This window comes from Paraburkholderia sp. SG-MS1, from assembly GCF_012275575.1.
GTDB lineage: Bacteria > Pseudomonadota > Gammaproteobacteria > Burkholderiales > Burkholderiaceae > Paraburkholderia.
Map to the genome: position 1 here is coordinate 1 of NZ_NPIH01000109.1, position 23,786 is coordinate 23,786.

Annotated in this window: 22 protein-coding genes and 1 pseudogene; 2 read left to right on the plus strand and 21 right to left on the minus strand. The window is 63.3% G+C overall.

Going from position 1 to position 23,786, the window contains the following annotated elements:
* From CIC12_RS07975 to CIC12_RS07990, 4 genes and pseudogenes are all read right to left on the minus strand, one after another.
* Window positions 1–140 (minus strand): annotated as a pseudogene (locus tag CIC12_RS07975) (electron transfer flavoprotein subunit beta/FixA family protein); the annotation flags it as partial.
* A gap of 239 nt (window positions 141–379) precedes the next feature.
* A complete protein-coding gene (locus tag CIC12_RS07980; protein ID WP_168663607.1) occupies window positions 380–1,174 on the minus strand; it encodes a MetQ/NlpA family ABC transporter substrate-binding protein in 795 nt (264 codons plus the stop codon).
* Between the two features lie 44 nt (window positions 1,175–1,218).
* Window positions 1,219–1,872, minus strand: a complete 654-nt coding sequence (locus tag CIC12_RS07985) for a methionine ABC transporter permease (RefSeq protein WP_121315372.1) — start codon at window positions 1,870–1,872, stop codon at window positions 1,219–1,221.
* Window positions 1,862–2,896 (minus strand): methionine ABC transporter ATP-binding protein, encoded by a 1,035-nt coding sequence (locus CIC12_RS07990; protein ID WP_168663608.1) that lies wholly within the window; start codon window positions 2,894–2,896, stop codon window positions 1,862–1,864. Before CIC12_RS07990 ends, CIC12_RS07985 begins: the two co-directional genes overlap by 11 nt.
* Before the next feature lie 242 nt (window positions 2,897–3,138).
* Between CIC12_RS07990 and CIC12_RS07995 the strand changes: the two genes are divergently transcribed.
* On the plus strand, window positions 3,139–4,041 hold the full coding sequence (locus CIC12_RS07995; RefSeq protein ID WP_168663609.1) for an alpha/beta hydrolase: 903 nt from the start codon (window positions 3,139–3,141) through the stop codon (window positions 4,039–4,041).
* 146 nt (window positions 4,042–4,187) lie between these two features.
* On the opposite strand, the gene CIC12_RS08000 is transcribed toward CIC12_RS07995, so the two are convergent.
* A complete protein-coding gene (locus tag CIC12_RS08000; protein ID WP_168663610.1) occupies window positions 4,188–4,988 on the minus strand; it encodes an enoyl-CoA hydratase in 801 nt (266 codons plus the stop codon).
* A gap of 53 nt (window positions 4,989–5,041) precedes the next feature.
* Window positions 5,042–5,965, minus strand: coding sequence for a histone deacetylase family protein (locus tag CIC12_RS08005; RefSeq protein ID WP_168663611.1), 924 nt, complete (start codon window positions 5,963–5,965; stop codon window positions 5,042–5,044).
* A 282-nt stretch (window positions 5,966–6,247) separates the two neighbouring features.
* Here CIC12_RS08005 and mltB point away from each other — a divergent pair, with 282 nt between their 5' ends.
* On the plus strand, window positions 6,248–7,396 hold the full coding sequence (mltB, locus tag CIC12_RS08010) for a lytic murein transglycosylase B (protein ID WP_174771959.1): 1,149 nt from the start codon (window positions 6,248–6,250) through the stop codon (window positions 7,394–7,396).
* A gap of 102 nt (window positions 7,397–7,498) precedes the next feature.
* Here mltB and cysM read toward each other — a convergent pair whose 3' ends face one another.
* The 15 genes from cysM to serC form a co-directional block, all read right to left on the minus strand.
* Complete coding sequence (gene cysM, locus CIC12_RS08015; protein ID WP_168663612.1) at window positions 7,499–8,401, minus strand: cysteine synthase CysM; 903 nt, start codon at window positions 8,399–8,401, stop codon at window positions 7,499–7,501.
* A 317-nt stretch (window positions 8,402–8,718) separates the two neighbouring features.
* A complete protein-coding gene (locus CIC12_RS08020) occupies window positions 8,719–9,084 on the minus strand; it encodes a ComEA family DNA-binding protein (protein ID WP_168663613.1) in 366 nt (121 codons plus the stop codon).
* Between the two features lie 77 nt (window positions 9,085–9,161).
* Complete coding sequence (rfaD, locus tag CIC12_RS08025; RefSeq protein WP_168663614.1) at window positions 9,162–10,154, minus strand: ADP-glyceromanno-heptose 6-epimerase; 993 nt, start codon at window positions 10,152–10,154, stop codon at window positions 9,162–9,164.
* A gap of 152 nt (window positions 10,155–10,306) precedes the next feature.
* Window positions 10,307–11,314: a D-glycero-beta-D-manno-heptose-7-phosphate kinase gene (rfaE1, locus tag CIC12_RS08030; RefSeq protein WP_274597546.1), complete on the minus strand. Its 1,008-nt coding sequence runs from the start codon at window positions 11,312–11,314 to the stop codon at window positions 10,307–10,309.
* Window positions 11,280–12,683: a UDP-glucose dehydrogenase family protein gene (locus CIC12_RS08035; RefSeq protein WP_168663615.1), complete on the minus strand. Its 1,404-nt coding sequence runs from the start codon at window positions 12,681–12,683 to the stop codon at window positions 11,280–11,282. The genes rfaE1 and CIC12_RS08035 overlap by 35 nt, the downstream gene beginning before the upstream one ends.
* Window positions 12,684–12,824: 141 nt before the next feature.
* Window positions 12,825–14,000 carry a lipopolysaccharide assembly protein LapB gene (gene lapB, locus CIC12_RS08040; RefSeq protein ID WP_168663616.1) on the minus strand — a complete coding sequence of 392 codons (1,176 nt, stop codon included), beginning with the start codon at window positions 13,998–14,000 and terminating at the stop codon, window positions 12,825–12,827.
* 70 nt (window positions 14,001–14,070) lie between these two features.
* On the minus strand, window positions 14,071–14,364 hold the full coding sequence (locus CIC12_RS08045; protein WP_168663617.1) for a LapA family protein: 294 nt from the start codon (window positions 14,362–14,364) through the stop codon (window positions 14,071–14,073).
* Window positions 14,365–14,781: 417 nt separating this feature from the next.
* Window positions 14,782–15,105: an integration host factor subunit beta gene (locus CIC12_RS08050; protein ID WP_007180889.1), complete on the minus strand. Its 324-nt coding sequence runs from the start codon at window positions 15,103–15,105 to the stop codon at window positions 14,782–14,784.
* Window positions 15,106–15,126: 21 nt separating this feature from the next.
* A complete protein-coding gene (rpsA, locus tag CIC12_RS08055) occupies window positions 15,127–16,860 on the minus strand; it encodes a 30S ribosomal protein S1 (RefSeq protein ID WP_168663618.1) in 1,734 nt (577 codons plus the stop codon).
* A 165-nt stretch (window positions 16,861–17,025) separates the two neighbouring features.
* On the minus strand, window positions 17,026–17,712 hold the full coding sequence (gene cmk / locus CIC12_RS08060) for a (d)CMP kinase (protein WP_168663619.1): 687 nt from the start codon (window positions 17,710–17,712) through the stop codon (window positions 17,026–17,028).
* A gap of 35 nt (window positions 17,713–17,747) precedes the next feature.
* Window positions 17,748–19,052, minus strand: coding sequence for a 3-phosphoshikimate 1-carboxyvinyltransferase (gene aroA, locus CIC12_RS08065; protein ID WP_168663620.1), 1,305 nt, complete (start codon window positions 19,050–19,052; stop codon window positions 17,748–17,750).
* Window positions 19,053–19,071: 19 nt separating this feature from the next.
* Window positions 19,072–20,013: a prephenate dehydrogenase/arogenate dehydrogenase family protein gene (locus tag CIC12_RS08070; RefSeq protein ID WP_168663621.1), complete on the minus strand. Its 942-nt coding sequence runs from the start codon at window positions 20,011–20,013 to the stop codon at window positions 19,072–19,074.
* 65 nt (window positions 20,014–20,078) lie between these two features.
* Window positions 20,079–21,191: a histidinol-phosphate transaminase gene (hisC, locus tag CIC12_RS08075; RefSeq protein WP_168663622.1), complete on the minus strand. Its 1,113-nt coding sequence runs from the start codon at window positions 21,189–21,191 to the stop codon at window positions 20,079–20,081.
* A 95-nt stretch (window positions 21,192–21,286) separates the two neighbouring features.
* Window positions 21,287–22,369, minus strand: a complete 1,083-nt coding sequence (pheA, locus tag CIC12_RS08080) for a prephenate dehydratase (RefSeq protein WP_168663623.1) — start codon at window positions 22,367–22,369, stop codon at window positions 21,287–21,289.
* Between the two features lie 63 nt (window positions 22,370–22,432).
* Window positions 22,433–23,515, minus strand: a complete 1,083-nt coding sequence (gene serC, locus CIC12_RS08085) for a 3-phosphoserine/phosphohydroxythreonine transaminase (RefSeq protein ID WP_168663624.1) — start codon at window positions 23,513–23,515, stop codon at window positions 22,433–22,435.
* Between the last annotated feature and the right edge of the window lie 271 nt (window positions 23,516–23,786).

Here is a 23,786-nt window from a genome sequence, read left to right on the forward strand (position 1 = left end):
ACCGCTTCTTCCACCGCGATTTCATCGAACGGATTCATCGACATCTTCACGTTCGCGATGTCGACGCCCGTGCCGTCCGACTTGACCCGGACTTTCACGTTGTAATCGACCACTCTCTTGACTGGCACCAGGATTTTCATGCACACGCTCCAAAGTTACGAATACGTCAACCCAACGGACATTATAGCGACTGCCCTCCGGACAGCCTTTTGTCGCGGGCGCTTTAGCACAAGGATATCGCTCCTCAGTGGCGTGACGGCAATAACGAACGATCGTTCTATTTTAATCTCGAAAAAACCCGGGCGGCAACCCCGGGTTTCAACTTACGCCTCTAACTCGTCATGGCCGTCGTCTCTTGCCCGATATGCAGGCCGCTCGCTCACCAGGCGGTGATCACCGACCCACCGAACTTGCTGTCGACAAACTGCTTCACTTCCGGCGAATGGTACGCCGCGACCAGCCTGGCGACCCACGGCTTGTTCCGGTCGGCTTCGCGAATGGCGATGATATTCACGTACGGGCCCTTCGGATCCTCGACGGCGATCGCGTCCTGCTTCGGCTTCAGGCCGGCTTCCATCGCGAAGTTCGTGTTGATGGCGGCCGCGTCGACGTCGTTCAACGAGCGCGGGATTTGCGCGGCGTCAAGTTCGACGATCTTCAACTTTTTCGGATTCTCGACGATATCGAGCGGCGTCGCCTTCAGACCTGCGTCGGCGCGCAGCTTCAGCAGACCCTGCTTCTGCAGCAGCAACAGTGCCCGGCCGCCGTTGGTCGGATCGTTCGGCACTGCAATCTTCGCGCCCGGTTGCAGTTCGGCGAGCGTTTTCACCTTCTTCGAATAAATCCCCATCGGATAGGTGACCGTGTCCGCGATGCGGATGAGCTTATAGCCACGATCCTTCACCTGCGCCTGCAAGTACGGGTCGTGCTGGTAGCTGTTCGCGTCCAGATCGCCGCCGGCGAGCGCAGCGTTGGGCTGCACGTAATCGGAGAATTCGATGACCTTGATGTTCAGACCGTTCTTCGCCGCGACCGTCTTCACGACTTCCATGATCTGCGCATGCGGACCGCCGGTGACACCGACCTTGATGCTGTCTTCGGCGTGGGCCGCCGCGGCGAACAGCGACGCGGCGGCGAACACCCCCGCGAGCTTGAGAATGAAGCGACGTTGCATGATGGACCTTTCCAACTCTGTTAGCGGGTGCCGATGACCCGTGTTTATTTATGGCTCAAACGACGCACGAGCCAATCCCCGAATGACTGCACCAGCTGTACGAACACGATCAGGATCACCACGACCGTCAGCATCACCTCTGGCAGGAAACGCTGATAACCGTAGCGAATACCGAGGTCGCCGAGCCCGCCGCCGCCGATCGCGCCGGCCATCGCCGAATAACCGACCAGCGACACGAACGTGATCGTCAAGCCGGCGACCACGCCCGGCAGCGATTCCGGCAGCAACACCTTGAAGACGATCTGGCCGGTGGTCGCGCCCATCGCCTGGGCCGCTTCGATCAGCCCGCGATCGACCTCGCGCAGCGCGGTCTCGACCAGCCGCGCGATGAACGGCGCGGCGGCGATCGTCAGCGGCACGACCGCTGCCGCCGTCCCGATCGACGAACCCACGACGAGGCGCGTGAACGGAATCACCGCGACCAGCAGGATGATGAACGGCGTCGAGCGGACCGCATTGACGATCACGCCCATTACACGATTCACCGCCACGTTTTCCAGCACGCCCTGACGGTCCGTCAGATACAGCAGCACGCCGAGCGGCAACCCCACCAATGCGCCGACCAGTCCGGAAATGCCCACCATCACGAGCGTTTCCCAGAACGACTGAACGAACATATCGAACATTTCACTCAACATGCGAGAGTTCCTCCACCACCACACCCTGTTCGCGCAAATACGTCAGCGCCTGCGCCACCTTCGTCGGTTCGCCGCCCGCGAGCACCGCGAGCGAGCCGAACGCCTGCCCCTGGATCTCGTCGATCTGGCCGTGCAGGATGTTGAAGTCGAGCTCGTAGCGGCGAATCGTTTCCGACAGGATCGGCTGGTCGACACCCGAGCCCGTGAACGCGAGCCGCAGCAAGTGGCCGCTGCCGGTCTTCAGGCGCTCTCTGACACGCGCCTTCATCGCCGGCGGCAAATCTTGCGCGATCACGTCGCCGATCAGCGCGCGCGTCACTTCATGACGCGGCTGCAGGAACACGTCGATCACCTTGCCCTCTTCGACCACGCGGCCCGCATCCAGCACCGCGACGCGGTCGCAGACCTGCTTGATCACGTCCATCTGGTGCGTGATCAGCACGATCGTCAGGTTCAGTTCGCGATTGATGCGCTTGAGCAGGTCGAGAATCGCCCGCGTGGTTTCGGGGTCGAGCGCGGAGGTGGCCTCGTCCGAGAGCAGCACTTTCGGCTTGCTCGCCAGTGCGCGCGCGATGCCCACGCGCTGCTTCTGCCCGCCGCTGATCTGCGCCGGATAGCGGTCCTTCTGCGCCGACAGACCGACCAGATCGAGCAGCGGCAGCACATTCGCTTCGATCTCGTCGCGCTTCATGCCGGCGAGTTCGAGCGGCAGCGCGACGTTTTCGTACACGGTGCGCGACGACAGCAGGTTGAAGTGCTGGAAGATCATGCCGATCTCGCGGCGCGCCTCGCGCAACTGCGCGGCAGGCAGCGTGGTCAGATCGCGCCCGTCGACGACGATATTGCCTTCGGACGGCCGCGTCAGCAGGTTGATGGTGCGCACGAGCGTACTCTTGCCTGCGCCGCTGCGGCCGATGATGCCGAACACCTCACCGGCCGGAATCGACAGATTGACGTTGTGCAGCGCCTCGACCCAGCCCCGGGGCCCGGCGAACCGCTGGGAAATGTTGCGTATTTCGATCATGGAAAAACGAAACGGCGGACTCTGTCACCGAGCGTTGTGCGCTCCCGACAAGCAGCCGCCGTTGCTTTTATTGGGATTTGGAGGCCGTAATTCTACCGCAGGGCCGACATTTCCTTTAATAATCAATTACGATCTTTTCATAACCTCCGAGCATTAGAGGGTGGCGAGACATGCAATGCTCGCGGGGCGGGCATCGCTGCGGCTATGATTCGGGCGAACGAAAATCAGGACGAGCCGCAGCCATGGAAATATCCGGAAACAACAACGTGCGCGCGAGCGGCGGCAAGCAGAACGTCGACGGGCCGCAGCGCTCGTCGGTCACGACAGCCGATGGTGTCGCATTGCCCTTGTACCGCTGGCCGGCCAGCGGGCCGCTGCGCGCCACCGTCGCACTGTTGCACGGCCTAGCCGAGCATGCGGGCCGTTACGCCGCGCTGGCCGGGCGGCTGAACGCGGCGGGCATCGAACTAGTCGCGATCGACCTGCGCGGCCACGGACACGCGCCCGGCAAGCGGGTCTCCGTGAAGCGTTTCGACGACTATCTGCTCGACGCGCAGGCGCTGCTCGACGCCGCCGCGCAAAGCTGCGCGCCGCTCTTTCTGATGGGCCACAGCATGGGTGGCGCGATCGCCGCGCTGTACGCGATCGAGCGGCTCGACGCGAGCGGCCGGCGGCTGGGCGGTCTGATCCTGTCGAGTCCCGCGCTCGCGCCGGGACGCGACGTGCCACGCTGGATGCTTGCACTGAGTCAGGTGATCAGCCGTATCTACCCAGGTTTCCCGGCGATGAAAATCGACGCCGCGCTGCTATCGCGCCTTCAGCCGGTCGTGAACGCCAATCTCAACGATCCGCTCGTGCATCATGGCGCAATTCCGGCGCGCACCGGCGCGGAGCTGTTGCTGGCGATGGCGCGGATCGAACGTGGCCGTGCGGGTTTGCGCATGCCGTTGCTGGTGTACCACGGCACCGCGGACAAACTCACCGAGCCCGAAGGCAGCCGCGCCTTCGGCCAGCACGCGGGCTCGCCGGACAAGACGCTCACGCTGCACGAAGGCAGCTATCACGAGACGATGAATGATCTCGACCGCGACCGCGTGATCGAGGCGCTGATCGATTGGATCGAGAAGCGGGCGGTGGGGCGTTGAGCGTTTGATGCGAGGGGGCAAAGCGTGGGGCTTGCTCGCGCCGGCCACCGATTGCCTGTTGCCGCTCGCAGACGGCTCGCTGTGATGCGCCGCCAATCTGCGGCGCGCCGCCGGCCACAACAGTCACAGCCATCCGTTGCGCCCGCCTAACGCTTCCAGTCCGGCGCGCGCTTGTCGATGAATGCCTGCACGCCTTCGAGCGCGGCGTCATCCATCATGTTGCAGGCCATCGTCTGGCCGGCCAGCTGGTAAGCCGCCTCGATGCCCATTTCGAGCTGGCGATAGAAAAGCCCCTTTCCAGCGCTCACCGCTTCGACCGGTTTCGCGCAGATCGTCGCGGCAAGCCGCGCGAGTTCCGCGTCGAGGGCGTCGGCGGGAACCACGCGGTTCACGAGGCCCTGCTGCTTCGCTTCGGCGGCATCGATGAACTCGCCGGTGAGCAGCATGTCGAGCGCCGCCTTGCGCGACAGGTTGCGCGAGAGCGGCACCGAAGGCGTCGCGCAGAACAGCCCCAGGTTCACGCCGGACACGGCGAAACGCGCGCAGTCCGCCGCGACCGCCAGATCGCACATCGCCACCAGTTGACAGCCGGCCGCCGTGGCAATGCCCTGCACGCGCGCGATCACCGGTTGCGGCATACGCTGGATCGTCATCATCAGCTTCGTGCAGCGGGCGAACAGCCGCTGGTAATAAGCGAGCGATGGCGCCGCGCGCATTTCCTTCAGATCGTGCCCCGCGCAGAACGCCCGCCCCGCGCCCGCGATGACGACCACGCGCGCATCCGACGCCGCAATCTGCGCCAACGCACTCTGCATCTCGTCGAGCAAACCCTCGGAGAGCGCGTTGAACGCGTCAGGCCGGTTCATCGTCAACAGCACGACACCCGGCACCCGATACGCATCGTGTTCGATCTCGATCAGTGAAGCGCTGCTCGCCTCCGTGTTCATGGCTCGCTCCTCATTCGCGTTGCGTAGTTGCCGCCAGTGGTACGGCAAGCCGCTCAGATGCCGGCCAGCGAGCGCATGTGCGCGACCACGCTGCGTCCAAGCGCCGACAGGTTGTAGCCGCCCTCGAGACAACTGACGATGCGTCCGCGCGCATGGCGTTTCGCGATCTCGCACATCTGATCGGTGATCCATGCGTAGTCGTCTTCGACGAGGCCCATGTTGCCGAGGTCGTCCTCGCGATGCGCGTCGAAGCCCGCCGAGATAAACAGCATTTCCGGCTTGAATTCATGCAGGCGCGGCAGCCACAGCATGTCCACCGCCTCGCGCACCTCCATGCCCTTCGAACGCGCGGGCATCGGCACGTTGCACATGTTGGACGCCTGATTGTCGGCGCCGGTGAACGGATAGAACGGATGCTGGAAGATGCTGCACATCAGCACGCGCGGGTCGCCCGAGAAGGCCGCTTCAGTGCCGTTGCCGTGATGCACGTCGAAGTCGATGATCGCCACGCGCTGCAGCCCGTGCACGTCGAGCGCATGACGCGCGGCGATCGCGACGTTGTTGAAGAAGCAGAAGCCCATCGCGCGCGCCGGCTCCGCGTGATGGCCGGGCGGACGCACGCTGCAGAAGGCGTTGTTGTAACGGCCTTCGATCACCGCGTCGGTCGCGGCCACCGCGGCGCCCGCCGCACGTAACGCGGCTTGCAACGTGTGGGAGTTCATCGTCGTATCGGGATCGATCTCGGCGATGCCTTCGGCGGGCGAACGGCTGCGGATGTAGTCGACGTGCGCTTGCGTATGCACGCGCAGCAGCGCGGCTTCGTCGACGAGCGGCGCGGACTCGCGCTCGATCAGCGAGTCGATGCGACTCGCGATCAATTGATCTTCGATGGCCTGCAGGCGCGCGGGACATTCAGGATGCCATTGCCCCATGTCGTGCAGCAGACAATCGGCGTGAGAATAAAAGCCTGTTGCCATGATTTTGTTCTGCCACGCGAACGCCTTCGCAGCGCGCGTAGCGTGTCTCCTTCCAGAGGCGCACCCTCGCGGCGCGCCGACATTCGTCAAGTTACCACACGATGCCGCTGTGACGAGTTCGACACGGTTTTGCAGAAGGCGTCGGGTATACTGCCCCGAATCTTTTTCCCCGTCTCCCGCACACTGCACCCCTTGCTCACTATGACCGTCAAGCTTGCTCTGTCTGCACGAAACCGGCTTCATCTCGGCGCGCTGGCCGCCTCATTGTCCGTCGCATCGTGCTTGGTCATGGCAACCAGTCCGGCGCTCGCGCAAGGCGTCGGCAAGAAACAGCCGGTACTGCTCGCGCAAGGCCAGCCGCAACCGTCCGTGCCGCAAGGGCAAACGTTTGAAGAAGAGATCATCCCGCAGCGCTACGCGAACAATGCGAATGTCGACGCGTTCATCAACGACATGGTCGCGCGCTACGACTTCGACGAGTCCGCGCTGCACACCCTGTTCGCTGGCGTCAGCTATTCAGCGACCGCGGTCAAGCTCGTCACGCCCTCGCCGTCGCCGGCAGTGAAGAACTGGCGCGTGTATCAGTCGCGCTTTCTTGACCCGGTTCGCATCAACGCCGGTGTGCGCTTCTGGCGCGAGAACCAGGCCACGCTGCAACGCGCGTACGAAGAATTCGGCGTGCCGCCGGAAGTGATCGTCGGCATCATCGGCGTGGAAACGATCTACGGCCGCTACATGGGCAACTTCCGCGTGCTCGACGCACTGACCACACTCAGCTTCGACTACCCGAACACCGCCAATCGCGGCGACCGTCAGGCCACCTTCCGCAAGAATCTCGAAGACTATCTGGTGTGGACGCGCGACGCGCAGATCGACCCGACCACGGTGCTCGGCTCGTACACCGGCGCGATCGGCATTCCGCAGTTCCTGCCGAGCAGCATCACGCAATACGCGGTGGACTACGACGGCAACAAGCACATCGACCTGCGCACGAGCCCGGCGGACGCGATCGGCAGCGTGGCGAACTATCTTCGTCAGAACGGCTGGGAAAGCGGCCGGCCTGTGGTGTGGCGGATCGGCTCCGACGCCGGCAGCCTTGGCGTCGCGCAAGCGGCCGCCGACGGCCAGCCTGAGCCGCACTGGCCGCTCGAACAGTTGCTGCGCGCCGGACTGCTGCTGAACGAACCGGGCGTGGACGTCGCGTCGGAGGCCGGCACGCCGGTGACGGTGGTCGACCTGCCGTCGCCGGGACGCGGCACCGAGTTCAAGCTGGGGCTGAAGAATTTCTACGTGCTGACGCGCTATAACCGCAGCTTCTTTTATGCGCTGGCGGTGTACCAGCTGGGCCAGAAGGTCAAAGCGCAGATGGAGGCAGGCAACGCGGTGAACGGCGCCAATGGCGCGGCGGCCCCGAACGGCGATCCGCAATAGAGCGATGGTGACGCGCGTGCTCTGTGCGCCTCACACCAGCGAACATAAAAAAAGCGCCGGTTCGACCGGCGCTTTTTCATAGGCGGGCGTGGCGATGCACGCTCAAGCGGGAAAGACTCCGGTGGACAGATACCGGTCGCCGCGATCGCAGACGATGAACACGATCGTCGCATTCTCGACCTGGCGCGCGATACGCAGCGCGACCTCGCATGCGCCGCCCGACGAAATGCCGGCGAAGATGCCTTCGACCGATGCCATCCGGCGCGCCATCGCTTCCGCGGCGGCCTGGCTCACGTTCTCGACGCGATCCACGCGGCTACGGTCGAAAATTTTCGGCAGATAAGCTTCCGGCCATTTGCGAATACCCGGAATGCGCGAGCCTTCCTCGGGCTGCGCGCCGATGATCTCGATCGCCTGATTCTGCGTCTTCAGATAAGTGGAGACGCCCATGATCGTGCCGGTCGTCCCCATCGACGAGACGAAGTGCGTGATGCGCCCTTCGGTGTCGCGCCAGATTTCAGGGCCCGTGCCCTCGATGTGCGAAGCCGGATTGTCCGGATTCGCGAACTGGTCGAGGATGATGCCTTTGCCTTCGCGCTGCATCTGCTCGGCCAGATCGCGCGCGTACTCCATGCCGCCGGTCACGGGCGTCAGAACGATCTGCGCACCATAGGCCGCCATGCTCTGACGGCGTTCCACCGACAGGTCTTCCGGCATGATCAGCACCATCTTGTAGCCACGGATCGCCGCCGCCATCGCGAGCGCGATGCCAGTGTTGCCGCTCGTCGATTCGATCAGCGTGTCGCCCGGCTTGATGCGCCCGCGGGCTTCCGCTTTCTTGATCATCGACAGCGCCGGGCGATCCTTCACCGATCCCGCGGGATTGTTGCCCTCGAGTTTCGCAAGCACGACGTTATTGCGGCTGCGGATTTCGTCGTCGGGAAGCCGGACGAGTTGCACGAGCGGCGTATTGCCGATCGTATCTTCAATCGTTTTGTAAGCCATATCGGTTCAGGTGCTGTCGCTGCGCGGAGTCTTCAATCCATCGATTCTAAACCACCGTGCTCGCCGCTGCCGTGCGGCCCTTCTGGCGGCATGGATGCAATACGGTCGTCGCGGGCGTCCGCCCTGCTACTGCGACGCGGGAAAAAACCGACCTGAGCCGTGCGCCCCGCCACGCAAAAAACCCGCGACTGAGAACCGCGGGAGCCAGTCATCTGCATGACAGCTGAAGGAGTGTTCGTTCTACTCCGACCATGAAGGGGATACCGGCCGCGGGCCGTGCGCGCAGTGAAGCAACCGCGCGCACGGCCCGCGTCGGCTTATTTCTTCACCGCCACTGCAGGATTGCTTTTGGACGCGTCCGCCGGAGCGGCCGCGCCTTTGCTCTGTGCAGCCGCCGCAACCTGCGTGCTAGCAGCCGCGCCAGCCGGACCGACAGCGAGACCCTCCGCCTGCAGGCGCTCGACGGTATGCCCGCCCATGCCTTTGACGCGCTTGCCGAGATCGGCCGGGTCCTTGAACGGACCATGCGCTGCACGCTCGTCGAGAATGGCCTTCGCTTTGGCAGCACCGATGCCTTTGATGCCGCGCAGCGCATCCTCGTTAGCCGTGTTGACGTCGACCGCCGCATACGCATGGCCGAATGCGGCGAGCATGGCCGCGGTAACCAGAATTTTTCGAAACATGTGGAACCTCCCTCGTACAACCGGTTGGCGACCATCACCAACCGGGAGATTCCAGTTTAAAGAGGGATCCGAATTATTTACACCTGGCCGAACAGCCAACGTACGTAACGATCGACCCCTTCCTGTACGCTCAGGAACGGCGCATCGTAGCCGGCCGCGCGCAGCTTCGACTGGTCGGCCTGCGTGAAACACTGGTACTTGCCGCGCAGCGCGTCGGGAAACGGAATGTACTCGATCAGGCCGCGCTGCACCTGATCCGCGAGCGACAGCGCCGGCTCGTTGTTCAGCGCACGCAGCGCGTTGACCACGGTGCTCGCGATGTCGTTGAACGGTTGCGCACGGCCGCTGCCTAGATTGAAGATGCCCGATTTGTCCGGATTGTCGAAGAAGAACAGGTTGACCTTCACCACGTCTTCGACGGAAACGAAATCGCGCGTCTGCTCGCCCGCCGCATAGCCGTTATATTCGCCGAACAACTTGACCTTGCCTTCGGCGCGGAACTGGTTGAAGTTGTGAAACGCGACTGACGCCATGCGTGCCTTATGCGTTTCGCGCGGGCCGTACACGTTGAAGTAACGGAAGCCCGCAATCTGGCTCTTCGCAGTGGGCAGCACGCGACGGATCACCTGGTCGAACAGGAATTTCGAATAGCCGTACACGTTCAGCGGCTGCTCGACTTCACGCTCTTCGACGAAGCGGCTCGACCCGCCGTACGTCGCCGCGGACGACGCATACAGAAACTGGATGTTCTGCGCAAGGCAGACATCGAGCACGTCGCGGCTGTAGCGGAAGTTGTTGTCCATCATGTAGCGGCCGTCGGTCTCCATCGTGTCCGAGCAGGCGCCTTCGTGGAAAATCGCCCGCACCTTGCCGAAGTCGCCGCGCTTGAAGCGCTCGACGAATTCGGTCTTATCGAGATAGTCGTCGATTTCGCAGTCGACCAGATTCTTGAACTTGTCGGCGCGCGTCAGATTGTCGACAGCGATGACCCGTTGTTCGCCGCGCTCGTTGAGCGCCTTCACGAGATTGCTGCCGATGAAACCGGCCGCGCCAGTGACGATGAGTGTCATGATGATCCTGCGGTAATGAGCCTTGCGTGGGACTGGGGTCGAGCGCTAAAGCGCCAGTTCCAACCGACAGCTTTGCGTGGAACTTCGGTGACGCCCCGCGGGTTCTTTTCACGCTGCGCGATGGCGCGTGACGAAAGACCCGGCGGGCCGCATCAATGAAAGAGTTCGTCGTAGTCGACGGTGGCGGTACCGAGTTTGCCGACCACGATACCCGCCGCGCGATTCGCGAGGCCGACCGCGTCGACCAGCGTGAGGCCCGCGCCCAGCATGGCGGCGAGCGTGGCGATCACGGTGTCGCCCGCACCCGAGACATCATACACTTCGCGTGCGACGGCCGAAGCGTGCAGGACGCCGTCGTCGGAGAAGAGCGTCATGCCTTCTTCCGAGCGCGTCAGCAACAGCGCCTTGAACGCCAGTTCAGCACGCAGCTTCGTCACGCGCGCGAGCAGATCCTCCTCGGACTTCCACTGACCGACGACTTCGCGCAACTCGGCGCGATTCGGTGTGATCAGCGTCGCGCCGCGATAACGCTCCCAGTCATCGCCCTTCGGATCGACCAGCACCGGCTTGCCCGCCGCGTGCGCCTTCGCGATCATCTGCGTGACGTGGGTCAGCCCGCCCTTCGCGTAATCCGACATCAGGATCACATCATGCGACGGCAGCAATTCGTCGAAACGCGCGAGGCCCGCGAGCAGCACTTCATGCGCCGGCGAGTTTTCGAAGTCGACGCGCAGCAACTGCTGCTGCCGCGACAGCACGCGCAGCTTGATCGTGGTGAGCAGCGCCGGATCGCGTTCGAGATGCGGCGTCACGCCGCTTTCGCCGAGCAACTGCACGATGCGCTCGCCGGGTTCGTCATGGCCGACCACGCACAGCAAGCCGGCCTGCGCGCCAAGCGCGACCGCATTGCGCGCGACGTTCGCCGCGCCGCCCAGACGGTCTTCCTGACGCTGCACGTGCACCACCGGCACCGGCGCTTCGGGCGAGATACGGTTCACGTCGCCGAACCAGTAGCGGTCGAGCATCACGTCGCCGACCACCAGCACGCGCGCCGCGCCGAGCCGCGCGCGCGGCACGACCGTGAGCGGCGCCGCCGGCGTGGACGCGAGGGCTCCCGGCATGGCCTCAGGTATCGGCCGGAAGTTCAGAGGGTTGGGCATAAGGGCGTCCAATCGAGTGATAGTCGATGCCGAGTTCGGTCATCGCGTCCGGCTCGTACAGGTTGCGGCCGTCGAAAATCTGCGGCGACTTCAGTACCGATTTGAGGTACACGAAATCCGGACTCTTGAATTCTTTCCATTCGGTCACGATCACGAGCGCATCGGCGCCCGTGAGCGTTTCGTCCTGCGTGCTCGTAAAGGTCAGACGCGCGAGCTGCTCGGGCGCGTCGTGCAGATCGAGCTCGAATACGCGGCGCGCTTCGGTCACCGCGACCGGATCGTACGCGCGCACCTGTGCACCGCGCGCCAGCAATTCGGCGACCACGCGACGGCTCGGCGCTTCGCGCATGTCGTCGGTATTCGGCTTGAATGCGAGGCCCCAGACAGCGAACGTACGGCCGCTCAGATCGTCGCCGAGCTTGGCGGTGATCTTTTGAACCAGCACGTCCTTCTGCTTGTCGTTCACTTCTTCGACCGCTTCGAGAATGCGCAGATTGTGGCCGCTCTCGCTGGCGGTGCGAATCAGCGCCTGCACGTCCTTCGGAAAGCACGAGCCGCCATAGCCGCAACCGGCATACAGGAAGTGATAGCCGATGCGCGGGTCCGAGCCGATGCCGCGGCGCACCGCTTCGATATCCGCGCCGACGCGGTCCGCCAGATTCGACATTTCGTTCATGAACGAAATGCGCGTGGCAAGCATCGCGTTGGCCGCGTATTTGGTGAACTCGGCCGAGCGCACGTCCATGTGCAGCGTGCGTTCGTGATTGCGGTTGAACGGCGCGTACAGCCGCTTCATCAGCTCACGCGCGCGCTGGCCGGCTTCATCTTCGTCGCTGCCGATCACGATGCGATCGGGCCGCATGAAGTCGTCGACCGCCGCGCCTTCCTTCAGGAACTCGGGGTTGGAGACCACCGAAAAGCGATGCTGTTCGCTGTCCGCGAATCCGCGTTTGGCAAGCTCTTCCGCGATCACCGCGCGCACCCGCTGCGCGGTGCCGACCGGCACCGTCGATTTATCGACGACCACCTTGAAGCCGTTCATCGTGCGGCCGATGTTGCGAGCCGCCTCGAGCACGTACTGCAAATCGGCCGAGCCGTCTTCGTCAGGCGGCGTACCGACCGCGATGAACTGCACGTCACCGTGCACCACGCTGGCCTCGACATCCGTGGAGAACGTGATGCGGCGCGCCGCACGCGTGCGGGCGATCATCTCCTGCAAACCCGGCTCATGAATCGGTACGCCGCCGTTATTGAGGATTTCGATCTTGCGCGGGTCGACGTCAAGACAGAAAACGTCGTGACCGATCTCAGCGAGACACGCGCCAGTGACGAGGCCGACATAGCCTGTGCCGATAATGGTGATTTTCATACGCTTTCCGGTAGAGGGTTCCGGTGATGATTGCCGGTCATGAGGCCGGGACGAACTCACTGCAAAATCTGCCCGCGTCGGTGCTGCCGCCATGCGGGGCGCGACGGCCGCGCGATTAACGCCGCGACGGCCGCAGTGGCGTCAACTCGACGCGACAATCGGTTCGACACGACGCGGCGCATACGTTTCCCACCCGCTGCACCCCGGGCACTGCCAATAGAAGAGCCGCGCCCTGAAGCCGCAATTCTGGCACGTATAGCGCGGCAGATTCTTCGTGCGCTGACGGATCAGCGTACGCATCAGTTCGAGTTCGCTGCGCCGCGGTTCTTCCGCGACGGCCTGCTGCGCCTCCAGTAGACGCGTCATGCCGGCCAGGTTCGGTGACTTCTGCATTTGCGAACGTGCCAGCGCGTGCGCCGCATCGGGACCGCGCAGAGACGCGACGTGCTGATACGCGACATCGAGCAGATCGTTGGTCGGATGCCGGTCGACCCAGGCGGTAAGCAGATCGGCGCCTTCCTGCGGACGGCCAAGCGCCTCGTACGCCTTCATCACTTTCTCCGCGACCAGCGGCAGATAGGCCGGGTTCTGCTCCTCGACGCGCCGCCATTGCTCGATGGCCGCGGCCTGCTCGCCGCCAGCCGCGTCGACGTCGCCGAACAGGATAGTGGCGCGCACGTTAGTCGGGTTCGCCTTCAGCGCGAAGCCGAGCTGGCGGCGGGCCTCGTCCGGATTCTTCTGCTGCAGCGCTTCCTGCGCAAGCTCGCAATGGAACTGCGCGATTTCCTTGCCGAGCGATTCGGCGCCCATCGTTTCCAGATGGCGCGCGGTGTCGATCGACTTGACCCAGTCCTTCTCGATCTCGTAGATGGTGAGGAGCGCTCGTTGCGCCCCTAGCGCGTAGTCGCCGGTTTCGAGCGACCGGAAAGTTTCTTCCGCGCGATCGAGCAGGCCCGCTTTCAGGAAGTCCTGGCCCAGTTCGTAAAGCGCGTGGTCGCGCTCGCTGACCGGCAGGTCGGCGCGGCTCAACAGATTCTGATGCACGCGAATCGCGCGGTCCGTCTCGCCGCGGCGCCGGAACAGATTCCCGAGCGCGAAATGCAGCTCGATCGTTTCAGGGTCGAGCTTGACCACTTCGATGAACGCATCGATCGCCTGGTCAGGCTGCTCGTTGAGCAGGAAGTTCAGGCCGCGGAAATACGAGCGCGGCAGGTTAGCGCTTTCGGACAGCAGCGTCTTGAGGTCGTAGCGCGCAGCCATCCAGCCGAACGCGAAAGCGACGGGTATGACGAGCAGCCACCAGAAGTCTAGATCCATGCGATTAATGCAAATGTGCGGGAAAGCGGGAACGGAAAGCCGCGCTCAATCTTGCGCGGCGGATGGAAATTCAGATCAGTGGCGGCATGGGTGGCTGTTCGACCACCACCGGCGTTTCGCGCGCCACGCGCAACTCGCGCTTGAGTCTGCCATTTTCCATGCGCAGGCGCACAGTAGTCGGCATCGCCGACACCAGGCCGGCCGCCAGTCCCACCACGAAGAACGCGAGACCGATCAGGATCAAGGGCGCCGACCACATATAGCCGGCGAGGAAATTCAACGTAGCAGGTTGTGTGTTGGAGAGCGCCAGCACCAGCAGCAGCACGAACACCAGCACACGGATCAACCAGACGATAAATTTCATAAATTTGTCTCTTGACGGCAGTTGCGGGGTGACGCCGGCTCGATGACGCGTCGCGCCAATGTATTGCCCGCGCCGAAGTGACCCGTATTGTAATTGAAGCCCTCGTGGCTGGGCAGGAAGTGGCGGATTGCGGCTTACGTGGGGTTTATCGCGCTCTCGCCGCAAATAGGATTTGGAGGCGTGGCTGGGCCTGGCAGAGTCACGCGGGGACGGGCACGCGTGAGCTTGGCTTGGCTTGGCTTGGCTTGGCTTGGTGCGGTGCGGTGCGGTGCGGTGCGGTCAAGCAGCTACGACAACGCGGCTAGAAAATCTATGGGCGAAAAAAAAGCGCCCAAAGGCGCTTTTTCTGGTCTTTTGCCAACTGGCTTTGGCCGCTGACGCTACCAATGCCACGCTGCAAAACGCGCAGCGAAGCATTTACAGGTCGTCATCCGGCTCTTCGGCCTTCAACGGCTCGCCCGCGCGACGATCTACCCGCTCACGCAGTTCCTTGCCCGGCTTGAAGTGCGGTACGTACTTCTCAGGTACCAGCACCTTCTCGCCTGACTTCGGATTGCGTCCGACGCGGGAGGGACGGCGGTTGAGGCCGAAGCTGCCGAAGCCGCGAATTTCGATGCGATGACCGTTGGCAAGCGCCTCCGACATCGCATCGAGCATCGTCTTCACCGCGAAATCCGCATCTTTAAGTACAAGCTGCGGAAATCGCGTAGCCAGCTGGGCGACCAATTCCGATTTGGTCATACTGCAGCAGACCTCTCAGGCTTACTGGTTCTGGCCGTCGAGCTTGGCCTTCAGCAGCGCGCCGAGGTTCGTCGTGCCCGTAGCAGCCGCGCTCGAATCCGACGAAGCCAAACCACGGATGGCTTCCTGTTGCTCAGCCGAATCCTTAGCCTTGATCGACAGGTTGATGCCACGCGACTTGCGATCAATGTTGATGATCATCGCGTTGACCTTGTCGCCTTCCTTCAGCACGTTGCGAGCGTCTTCCACGCGGTCTTGTGCGATTTCCGAAGCGCGCAGGTAGCCTTCGACTTCAGCCGACAGCTGAACCACTGCACCCTTCGCGTCCACCGTCTTGACCACGCCGTCAACGATCGCGCCCTTGTCGTTCATGGCAACGAAGTTGCTGAACGGGTCGCCTTCGAGCTGCTTGATGCCCAGCGAAATACGTTCCTTCTCGACGTCGATGCCGAGAACGATCGCTTCCACTTCGTCGCCCTTCTTGTACTTGCGAACTGCTTCCTCGCCCGTTTCGCTCCACGACAGGTCCGACAGGTGAACGAGACCGTCGATGCCGCCCGGCAGACCGATGAAGACGCCGAAGTCGGTGATCGACTTGATTGCCCCTTGCAGCTTGTCGCCCTTCTTGAAGTTGCGGCTGAAGTCGTCCCACGGGTTCGGCTTGCACTGCTTCATGCCGAGGCTGATACGGCGGCGGTCTTCGTCGATTTCCAGAACCATGACTTCGACTTCGTCGCCCAACTGCACAACCTTCGACGGTGCAACGTTCTTGTTCGTCCAGTCCATTTCCGACACGTGGACGAGGCCTTCGATGCCCGATTCCACTTCGACGAATGCGCCGTAGTCGGTGATGTTGGTGACCTTACCGAACAGGCGCGTGCCCGACGGGTAACGGCGCGAGATGCCTTCCCACGGATCGTCGCCCAGTTGCTTGATGCCCAGCGAAACGCGATTCTTCTCTTGATCGAACTTGAGGATCTTCGCGGTGACTTCCTGGCCAACCGACAGCACTTCACTCGGGTGACGCACACGACGCCATGCGATGTCGGTGATGTGCAGAAGGCCGTCGATACCGCCGAGGTCCACGAACGCGCCGTAGTCGGTGATGTTCTTGACCACGCCTTCCACGATCGCGCCTTCCTTCAGCGTTTCGAGCAGCTTTGCGCGCTCTTCGCCCTGGGTTGCTTCGATCACGGCACGACGCGACAGCACGACGTTGTTACGCTTACGGTCGAGCTTGATGACGCGGAATTCCAGCGTCTTGCCTTCGTACGGGGTCGTGTCCTTGACCGGACGCGTGTCGACCAGCGAACCCGGCAGGAACGCGCGGATGCCGTTGACCATCACGGTCATGCCGCCCTTGACCTTGCCCGTGATCGTGCCGGTCACGAGTTCGTTGTTGTCGAGCGCTTTTTCCAGCGACAGCCACGAAGCCAGACGCTTCGCCTTGTCGCGCGACAGGATCGTGTCGCCATAGCCGTTTTCCAGCGCGTCGATTGCGACGGAAACAAAGTCGCCCGCCTGCACTTCTACCTCGCCCGCGTCGTTCAGGAACTCTTCGAGCGGGATGTAGGCTTCGGACTTGAGACCAGCGTTGACGACCACGAAGTTGTGGTCAACACGCACGACTTCAGCGGAAATCACTTCGCCGGCGCGCATGTCTTGCTTGGTCAGCGACTCTTCGAACAGAGCCGCAAAAGATTCGGTATTCGGGGTAGAGGTTTGCAGGTCGGACATAAAAATCAAAATTTGCATGGTTCTCGCGGTGCCCGGCTGGCCGGACGGTCAGCAACTTCGGCAAGAAAGCGAATGCCACGCGGGGTTAAAGGGTTAATACAACGCTTCACGACAATCGCAAAGCACCTACTGACAACGGACTTCTACTGCGGCCACGCGCTGACGCAAAACACTGCTCGTGGATCAGCCACGCGGGACTAGAGCTTCATACCATTGCACCACCTGTTCGACCGCCTGGTCGACCGACAATGCGGAGGTATCAAGCAGCTTTGCATCCGCTGCGGGCTTGAGTGGCGCGGCTGCGCGCTGACTGTCACGCTCGTCGCGCTCACGCAAATCCCGAAGCAAGTCATCCATATTAGCAGAAAATCCTTTTTGGATCAATTGCTTATGCCGCCGCGCCGCGCGGGCCTCGACACTGGCGGTCATAAACACCTTCAGCACGGCGTCCTGGAAGATCACCGTGCCCATGTCGCGGCCGTCGGCAACCAGCCCCGGCTCCTTGCGAAAAGCCCGCTGACGCGCCACTAGCGCGGCTCGTACGGGCACGTGCACGGCAATCGCCGACGCGCGGCTGCCGACTTCCTCGGCGCGAATTTCGGCGGACACGTCGACGCCGTCGAGCTGCGCCAGCCCCTCGCGAAAAGTGATATGCAGGTCGTCGATCAGTTTGACAAGGGCGTCAGCGTCGTCAGGCGCAATGCCATAGCGCAGGCTGGCCAGCGCGGCAAGCCGGTACAACGCACCGCTATCCAGCAGGTGAAAGCCTAGACTCGCGGCAACCAGCGCGGCCACGGTGCCTTTGCCGGAGGCACTCGGGCCGTCGATCGTAATGACGGGCGTCTGGTGAAAGGGACGGGTCGGTTTCATCGAAAAAGTCGCACGTCAGTCGATTCGGGGTCGAATCAGGGTTGAGCGAGCGCGGTGAAGCGCTCGAAATAATCGGGAAACGTCTTGCCGACGCACTTCGGATCGTTGATGCGGATCGGCACGCCGCCGAGGCTTACCAGCGAGAAGCACATTGCCATCCGGTGGTCGTCGTAGGTGTCGATGGAAGCGTTCGGAATCAGCTTTTCAGGCGGCGTGACGACGAGAAAATCCTCGCCCTCCTGCACCTTCGCGCCGACCTTGCGCAACTCGGTCGCCATCGCGGCGATCCGGTCGGTTTCCTTGACGCGCCAGCTGGCAATGTTGCGCAGCGTGGTCGTGCCGTCCGCGAACAGCGCGGCGACGGCAATCGTCATGGCCGCGTCGGGGATCAGGTTGAAGTCCATGTCGATCGGATCGAGCTTGCCGTGGTCGTTGCCGACGCCGCGCACTTCGATCCAATCGTCGCCCATCTGCAGGTTTGCGCCCATCTTGATGAGCGCATCGGCAAAGCCGACATCGCCCTGGATGCTCGCGCGGCCCACGCCTTCCACTTTCAGCGGCCCGCCGCCGAGCGCGCCGGCCGCGAGGAAATACGAAGCGGACGATGCGTCGCCCTCGACCATGATCGTCCCCGGAGACTGATAGCGCTGCCCCGACGGCACGACGAACTGGTGCCAGCCGTGGCGCTCGACCTCGATGCCAAAGCGCGCCATCAACTTGATCGTGATCTCGATATACGGTTTCGAGATCAGTTCGCCGTCCACCTGCACGGTGGTCACGCCGCTCTCGGTGCGCAACAGCGGCAGTGTCATCAGCAGCGAGGTCAGGAACTGGCTCGACACGTCGCCGCGCACGCGGATCGGCGCGTCGGCGGTGATATGCGCCGGGCGAATCCGCAACGGCGGATAGCCTTCGTTCTCTTCGTAGTCGATCTTCGCGCCGATCTGGCGTAAGCCGTCGACCAGATCGCCGATCGGCCGCTCGTGCATACGCGGCACGCCATGAATCCGGTAATCGCCGCCATTCACGGCCAGCGCCGCGGTCAACGGACGCACCGCCGTGCCTGCATTGCCGAGGAACAGCTCGGCCTGGCGCGCGGTGAAGGCGCCGCGCGTGCCGGTCACGACGCAGGCGTCGCCCTCGCGCTTCAGACGCACGCCGAGCTTGTCGAGCGCGTCGAGCATCACGCGGGTGTCGTCGGAGTCGAGCAGGTTCGTGATCGTCGTTTCTCCTTCGGCGAGCGCCGAGAGCAGCAACACCCGGTTCGAAATGCTCTTCGAGCCGGGCAGACGAACCGTGCCGGACGCACGAGAAAACGGTCCGAGATCGAGGAATTCCATGATTGAGTCCAGTTTCCGGTTATTTCGACGCGTCGCCTTGGGCCGTGCCCGCCGCGCGCTGTTCCTGCCATTCGGTGCGGGCCACCCGCGAGCGGGAGAATACGGCTTCCAGCGCGGCGCCGTCGGCGGCGTCGATCGCCGCGCGCAGGCGCGCGAGCACTGCCGTGTACGCGTCGAGTTCGTCGAGCAGCGCGACGCGATTGGCGACGCACACGTCGCGCCACATTTCCGGGCTCGACGCGGCGATCCGCGTGAAGTCACGGAAGCCGCCCGCCGCGAACGAGAATTTCAACGCGGCGTCGGGTGAATTGAGAATCTGCTCGACCAGCGCGAACGACAGCACGTGCGGCAAATGGCTGACCGACGCGAACACACGGTCGTGCTGCACGGGCATCATTTCGCGCACGAGGGCGCCGGTGGCGCGCCACATCGCCGCGACCCGCTCGACCGCCTGCGGCGCGTTCTCCGGCAGCGGGCACAGTACGACGTTGCGATTCACATACAGATCGGGCAAGGCGGCATCGACACCGCTCGATTCGCGGCCCGCAATCGGATGCCCCGGCACGAACTGGCCGATCCGCGCGCCGAGCGCCGCGCGAGCGGCGCCAACCACGTCCGACTTGGTGCTGCCGGCATCGGTGACAATCGTGCTCGCGTCGAGATACGGCGCGATGCGTTCGAGCAACGGCTGCGTTTGCGCAACGGGCGCCGCCAGCAGCACGAAGTCGGCACCGGACAGCGCCTCACGCAGCGCAGCGTCGTCGCTCAACGCCGCGGCGCCGTCGATCACGCCCAAGGCCAAAGCGCGCTCGCTCGACGCGGACGAACGCCCGACGCCGATCACCTTGCGTGCTCCCTCGGTCTCGCCGCGTTCGCGCAGCGCGCGCGCGAGCGATCCGCCGATCAATCCGACACCGAAAATCACCAGCTTGTTAAAAGAAAACGCGGCCACGTCGGTCACAGGAAAAGCGCGCCAGTCATGCCGATCAAGTTCGCCGATCAGGCGCGCGGGTCAGGAAGTACCGCTTACGCGGTGGCGAGCGTCTTTTCGAGCGCCGCGAGGAATGCTTCGTTTTCTTCCGGCAGGCCGACCGTAATGCGCAGCCATTGCGGCAAACCATAGTTGCCGACCGGACGCACGATCACGCCCTGCTTCAGCAATTCGAGGTTGACGCGGTTGCCGGCCGCATCGTCGTTGCCGACGCGCACCAGCACGAAGTTGCCGTCCGACGGCACGTACTCGAGACCGAGCTTGTCGAACGCCTCGGTCAAACGGCGATAGCCTTGCGCGTTCAGCGCCGCGCTCTTATCGAGAAACGCCTTGTCGTTCAATGCGGCGATGGCCGCGGCTTGCGCCAGCGTATTCACATTGAACGGCTGACGCAGACGGTTCAGCAAATCGGTCAATTCAGGCTGAGCGATCGCAAAGCCGACGCGCAGCCCGGCAAGGCCGAACGCCTTCGAGAACGTGCGCGACACCAGCAGATTCGGATAACGGCGCACCCATGCGATCGAGTCGTAACGCTTCTCCTGCGGCAGATACTCGGTGTACGCCTCGTCGAGCACCACGGCCACGTGGCGCGGCACCTTGTCGAGAAACGCCTCGAGCTTCGGACCTTCGATGAAGGTGCCGGTCGGATTGTTCGGATTGGCGACGAAGACGAGGCGCGTATCGTCGGTGATCGCGGCAAGCATCGCGTCAAGGTCGTGGCCGTACTTGACGGCCGGCACGACGATCGCGCGCGCGCCCACGCCTTGCGTGGCCAGCGCGTAGACCGCAAACGAATACTGCGCGAAGACGATCGACTGCCCCTTCTCGACGAACGCGTGCGCGGCGATTTCGAGGATGTCGTTGCTGCCGTTGCCAAGCGTGATCCAGTCGGCCGGCACGTCATAGCGCTCGCTCAGCGCGGCCTTCAGCTCGAAACCGTTCGCGTCCGGATAGCGGCCGAGTTCGCTCGCGGCCTGCACCATCGCGCGTTGGGCCGACTCCGGCATGCCGAGCGGATTCTCGTTCGATGCCAGCTTCACGATGGTCGCTTCGTCCAGACCGAACTCGCGGGCCACTTCCGAAATCGGCTTGCCAGCGATGTAAGGCGCGATCGCGCGCACGTAGGAGGGGCCGAAAGACGCTGTCATGAATATCTCCGAACGACTATGTGTAATTGAATATGCGGCTGGGCGGCCTGCCGCCGCCCGAGTCTCATTGCTTGCGTTCCGTTGCCGGTTTACCGTCAGCGGGCGCGCGGATACGAACCGAGTATCTTCAGAAACGCGGCTTTTTCGCCGAGTTCGGTCAGCGCGGCGGCAACCGCCGGATCGTCGCGATGGCCTTCGACGTCGATGTAGAAGTAGTACTCCCACGTGCCGACACGAGCCGGACGCGATTCGAAACGGGTCATCGACACGCTATGGCGCGCGAGCGGCTCCAGCAGCTTGACCATCGCGCCGGGCTCGTTGACCACCGACACGATCAACGAAGTCTGGTCGTAACCGCTCGGGCCAGCCGGCTGCTTGCCAATCATGACGAAGCGCGTGCGATTGTGCGGATCGTCCTGGATCAGCGCGTTCACCACGAGCAGACCGTAATGGGTCGCGGCCCGGTCGCCGGCAATGGCCGCGACGCTCGGGTCGTCCGCCGCCATCCGCGCGGCCTCCGCATTGCTCGACACCGCCTGGCGCTCCAGATGCGGCACGTTCGTCGACAACCAGCGCTGGCACTGGGCGAGCGCCTGCGCATGCGCGCAGACGCGTTTCACGCCCGTGAGGCCGCCGTTCAGCGTCAACAGGTTGTGGTGAATCGGCAAGGCCAGTTCGCCACCGATCGTGAGTTGCGTTTGCAGCAGCAGGTCGAGCGTGCGCGACACCGCGCCTTCGGTCGAATTCTCGACCGGCACGACGCCGAATTCCGCCGCGCCCGCTTCGACGGAGCGGAACACTTCGTCGATCGAAGGGCACGCCAGCCCTTCGATCGACTGACCGAAGTACTCGTGCATCGCCTGTTCGCTATAGGTGCCGACCGGCCCGAGGTAAGCGGCCTTGATGGTCTTTTCGAGCGCGCGGCTTGCCGCCATGATTTCCCGCCAGATCGCGCCGATATGCTCGCTCGCGAGCGGCCCTTCGCTCATATTCTGCAAACGCGCGATCACCTGCTGCTCGCGTTCGGGGCGGAACACCGGCGCGTTGAAATGCTTCTTGACCTCGCCCACTTCGAGCGCCACCGCGGCGCGCTGGTTGAGCAGTGCGATCAACTGCGCGTCGAGCGCGTCGATGCGATCGCGGAGGGGTTTGAGTCGGGTATTGAGTTCGTCGTCCATTGCGTGAAAATGGTCCTGCCGGGTAACTGCTGGAAAGGATGCGCGCGCCTGCGAGTCAATGGCTCAGGCGTTACGCTGTTCGAATTCCTTCATGTATTCGACAAGCGCTTTGACGCCTTCGAGCGGGACGGCGTTATAAATCGACGCCCGCATGCCGCCGACGGACTTGTGGCCCTTTAGCTGCACCATTCCCCGCGCTTTCGCGCCGGCCAGGAAATCTTCGTTGCGCGACTCGTCGGCGAGGAAAAACGGTACGTTCATCCGCGAGCGCGAGCCTCGCTCGACCTTGTTCAGATAGAAGCCGCTCGAGTCGATTGCGTCGTATAGCAGCTTCGACTTCTCGAGATTGCGCGCTTCCATCGCGGCAAGGCCGCCCTGCTTGTTCAACCACTTGAACACCAGTCCGGCGACGTATATCGCGTAGGTGGGCGGCGTGTTGTACATCGAATTATTCTCGGCGACGGTCTTCCATTCGAAGGCCGAGGGGCAGACTGCCTGCGCACGATCCAGCATGTCCTCGCGCACGATCACGACCGTCACGCCGGCCATGCCGATGTTCTTCTGCGCGCCGCCAAACAGCACGCCGTATTTGGCGATGTCCATCGGGCGCGACAGGATGTGCGACGACGCGTCCGCGACGAGCGGAATATCGCCGAGGTCGGGAATCTCGAAAGTTTCGACACCATGGATGGTTTCGTTCGTGCACAGATGCACATAGGCCGGATCGTCCGACAACTGCCACTCCGAGCGCGCCGGTGCGCGTGTAAAGCCGTCCGCCGTCTGACCGGAAGCGGCCAGATGCACGGTGCCGTACTTCTGGGCTTCCTTGAATGACTTCTGCGACCACGAACCGGTGATGACGAAATCCGCGCGCGGCTTTGCGCCCATCAGGTTCATTGGCACGATGGCGTTCTCGCCCAAACCGCCGCCCTGCAGGAACAGGATGCGATGGCTCGCCGGCACCGCGAGCAATTCGCGCAGGTCGGTGAGTGCTTCCTCGTGGATCGACATGAATTCTTTGCCGCGATGGCTCATTTCCATCACGCTCATGCCACTGCCTTGCCAATCGAGCATCTCGTCGGCAGCCTGGCGTAGCACTTCTTCGGGCATGGCCGCCGGGCCGGCTGAGAAATTAAAGACGCGCATCGTGAAGTCCTGGAAGCGGGCGCGAAGAAAGAAAGATCGCGCAAAAATCGGCGAAGGTGGCAACCGGCAAGCAGCCACGGTGAAGCGGGCCTCGCGAATTCGACGGCTTCGGTTCGCTTGGCGAGAACTGGCCAAAGCGAATACTACGAATCCGCCGAGATTCTGCGACAAAAAAGAAAATGGCCGTCTGCGCGTGTGCGCAAACGGCCATTATCGCATTGTCAACGCCAACCCGCCAAACCCGGCGCGCCCAGCACTACGAGGCGCGCTT

What these genes read in the sequence shown, in the direction of transcription:
- CIC12_RS07980 (WP_168663607.1), bottom strand. Translation starts at nt 1,174, where the DNA reads ATGCAACGTCGCTTCATTCTCAAGCTCGCGGGGGTGTTCGCCGCCGCG.
- CIC12_RS07985 (WP_121315372.1), bottom strand. Translation starts at nt 1,872, where the DNA reads ATGTTGAGTGAAATGTTCGATATGTTCGTTCAGTCGTTCTGGGAAACG.
- CIC12_RS07990 (WP_168663608.1), bottom strand. Translation starts at nt 2,896, where the DNA reads ATGATCGAAATACGCAACATTTCCCAGCGGTTCGCCGGGCCCCGGGGC.
- CIC12_RS07995 (WP_168663609.1), top strand. Translation starts at nt 3,139, where the DNA reads ATGGAAATATCCGGAAACAACAACGTGCGCGCGAGCGGCGGCAAGCAG.
- CIC12_RS08000 (WP_168663610.1), bottom strand. Translation starts at nt 4,988, where the DNA reads ATGAACACGGAGGCGAGCAGCGCTTCACTGATCGAGATCGAACACGAT.
- CIC12_RS08005 (WP_168663611.1), bottom strand. Translation starts at nt 5,965, where the DNA reads ATGGCAACAGGCTTTTATTCTCACGCCGATTGTCTGCTGCACGACATG.
- cysM (WP_168663612.1), bottom strand. Translation starts at nt 8,401, where the DNA reads ATGGCTTACAAAACGATTGAAGATACGATCGGCAATACGCCGCTCGTG.
- CIC12_RS08020 (WP_168663613.1), bottom strand. Translation starts at nt 9,084, where the DNA reads ATGTTTCGAAAAATTCTGGTTACCGCGGCCATGCTCGCCGCATTCGGC.
- rfaD (WP_168663614.1), bottom strand. Translation starts at nt 10,154, where the DNA reads ATGACACTCATCGTCACTGGCGCGGCCGGTTTCATCGGCAGCAATCTC.
- rfaE1 (WP_274597546.1), bottom strand. Translation starts at nt 11,314, where the DNA reads ATGCCCAACCCTCTGAACTTCCGGCCGATACCTGAGGCCATGCCGGGA.
- CIC12_RS08035 (WP_168663615.1), bottom strand. Translation starts at nt 12,683, where the DNA reads ATGAAAATCACCATTATCGGCACAGGCTATGTCGGCCTCGTCACTGGC.
- lapB (WP_168663616.1), bottom strand. Translation starts at nt 14,000, where the DNA reads ATGGATCTAGACTTCTGGTGGCTGCTCGTCATACCCGTCGCTTTCGCG.
- CIC12_RS08045 (WP_168663617.1), bottom strand. Translation starts at nt 14,364, where the DNA reads ATGAAATTTATCGTCTGGTTGATCCGTGTGCTGGTGTTCGTGCTGCTG.
- CIC12_RS08050 (WP_007180889.1), bottom strand. Translation starts at nt 15,105, where the DNA reads ATGACCAAATCGGAATTGGTCGCCCAGCTGGCTACGCGATTTCCGCAG.
- rpsA (WP_168663618.1), bottom strand. Translation starts at nt 16,860, where the DNA reads ATGCAAATTTTGATTTTTATGTCCGACCTGCAAACCTCTACCCCGAAT.
- cmk (WP_168663619.1), bottom strand. Translation starts at nt 17,712, where the DNA reads ATGAAACCGACCCGTCCCTTTCACCAGACGCCCGTCATTACGATCGAC.
- aroA (WP_168663620.1), bottom strand. Translation starts at nt 19,052, where the DNA reads ATGGAATTCCTCGATCTCGGACCGTTTTCTCGTGCGTCCGGCACGGTT.
- hisC (WP_168663622.1), bottom strand. Translation starts at nt 21,191, where the DNA reads ATGACAGCGTCTTTCGGCCCCTCCTACGTGCGCGCGATCGCGCCTTAC.
- pheA (WP_168663623.1), bottom strand. Translation starts at nt 22,369, where the DNA reads ATGGACGACGAACTCAATACCCGACTCAAACCCCTCCGCGATCGCATC.
- serC (WP_168663624.1), bottom strand. Translation starts at nt 23,515, where the DNA reads ATGCGCGTCTTTAATTTCTCAGCCGGCCCGGCGGCCATGCCCGAAGAA.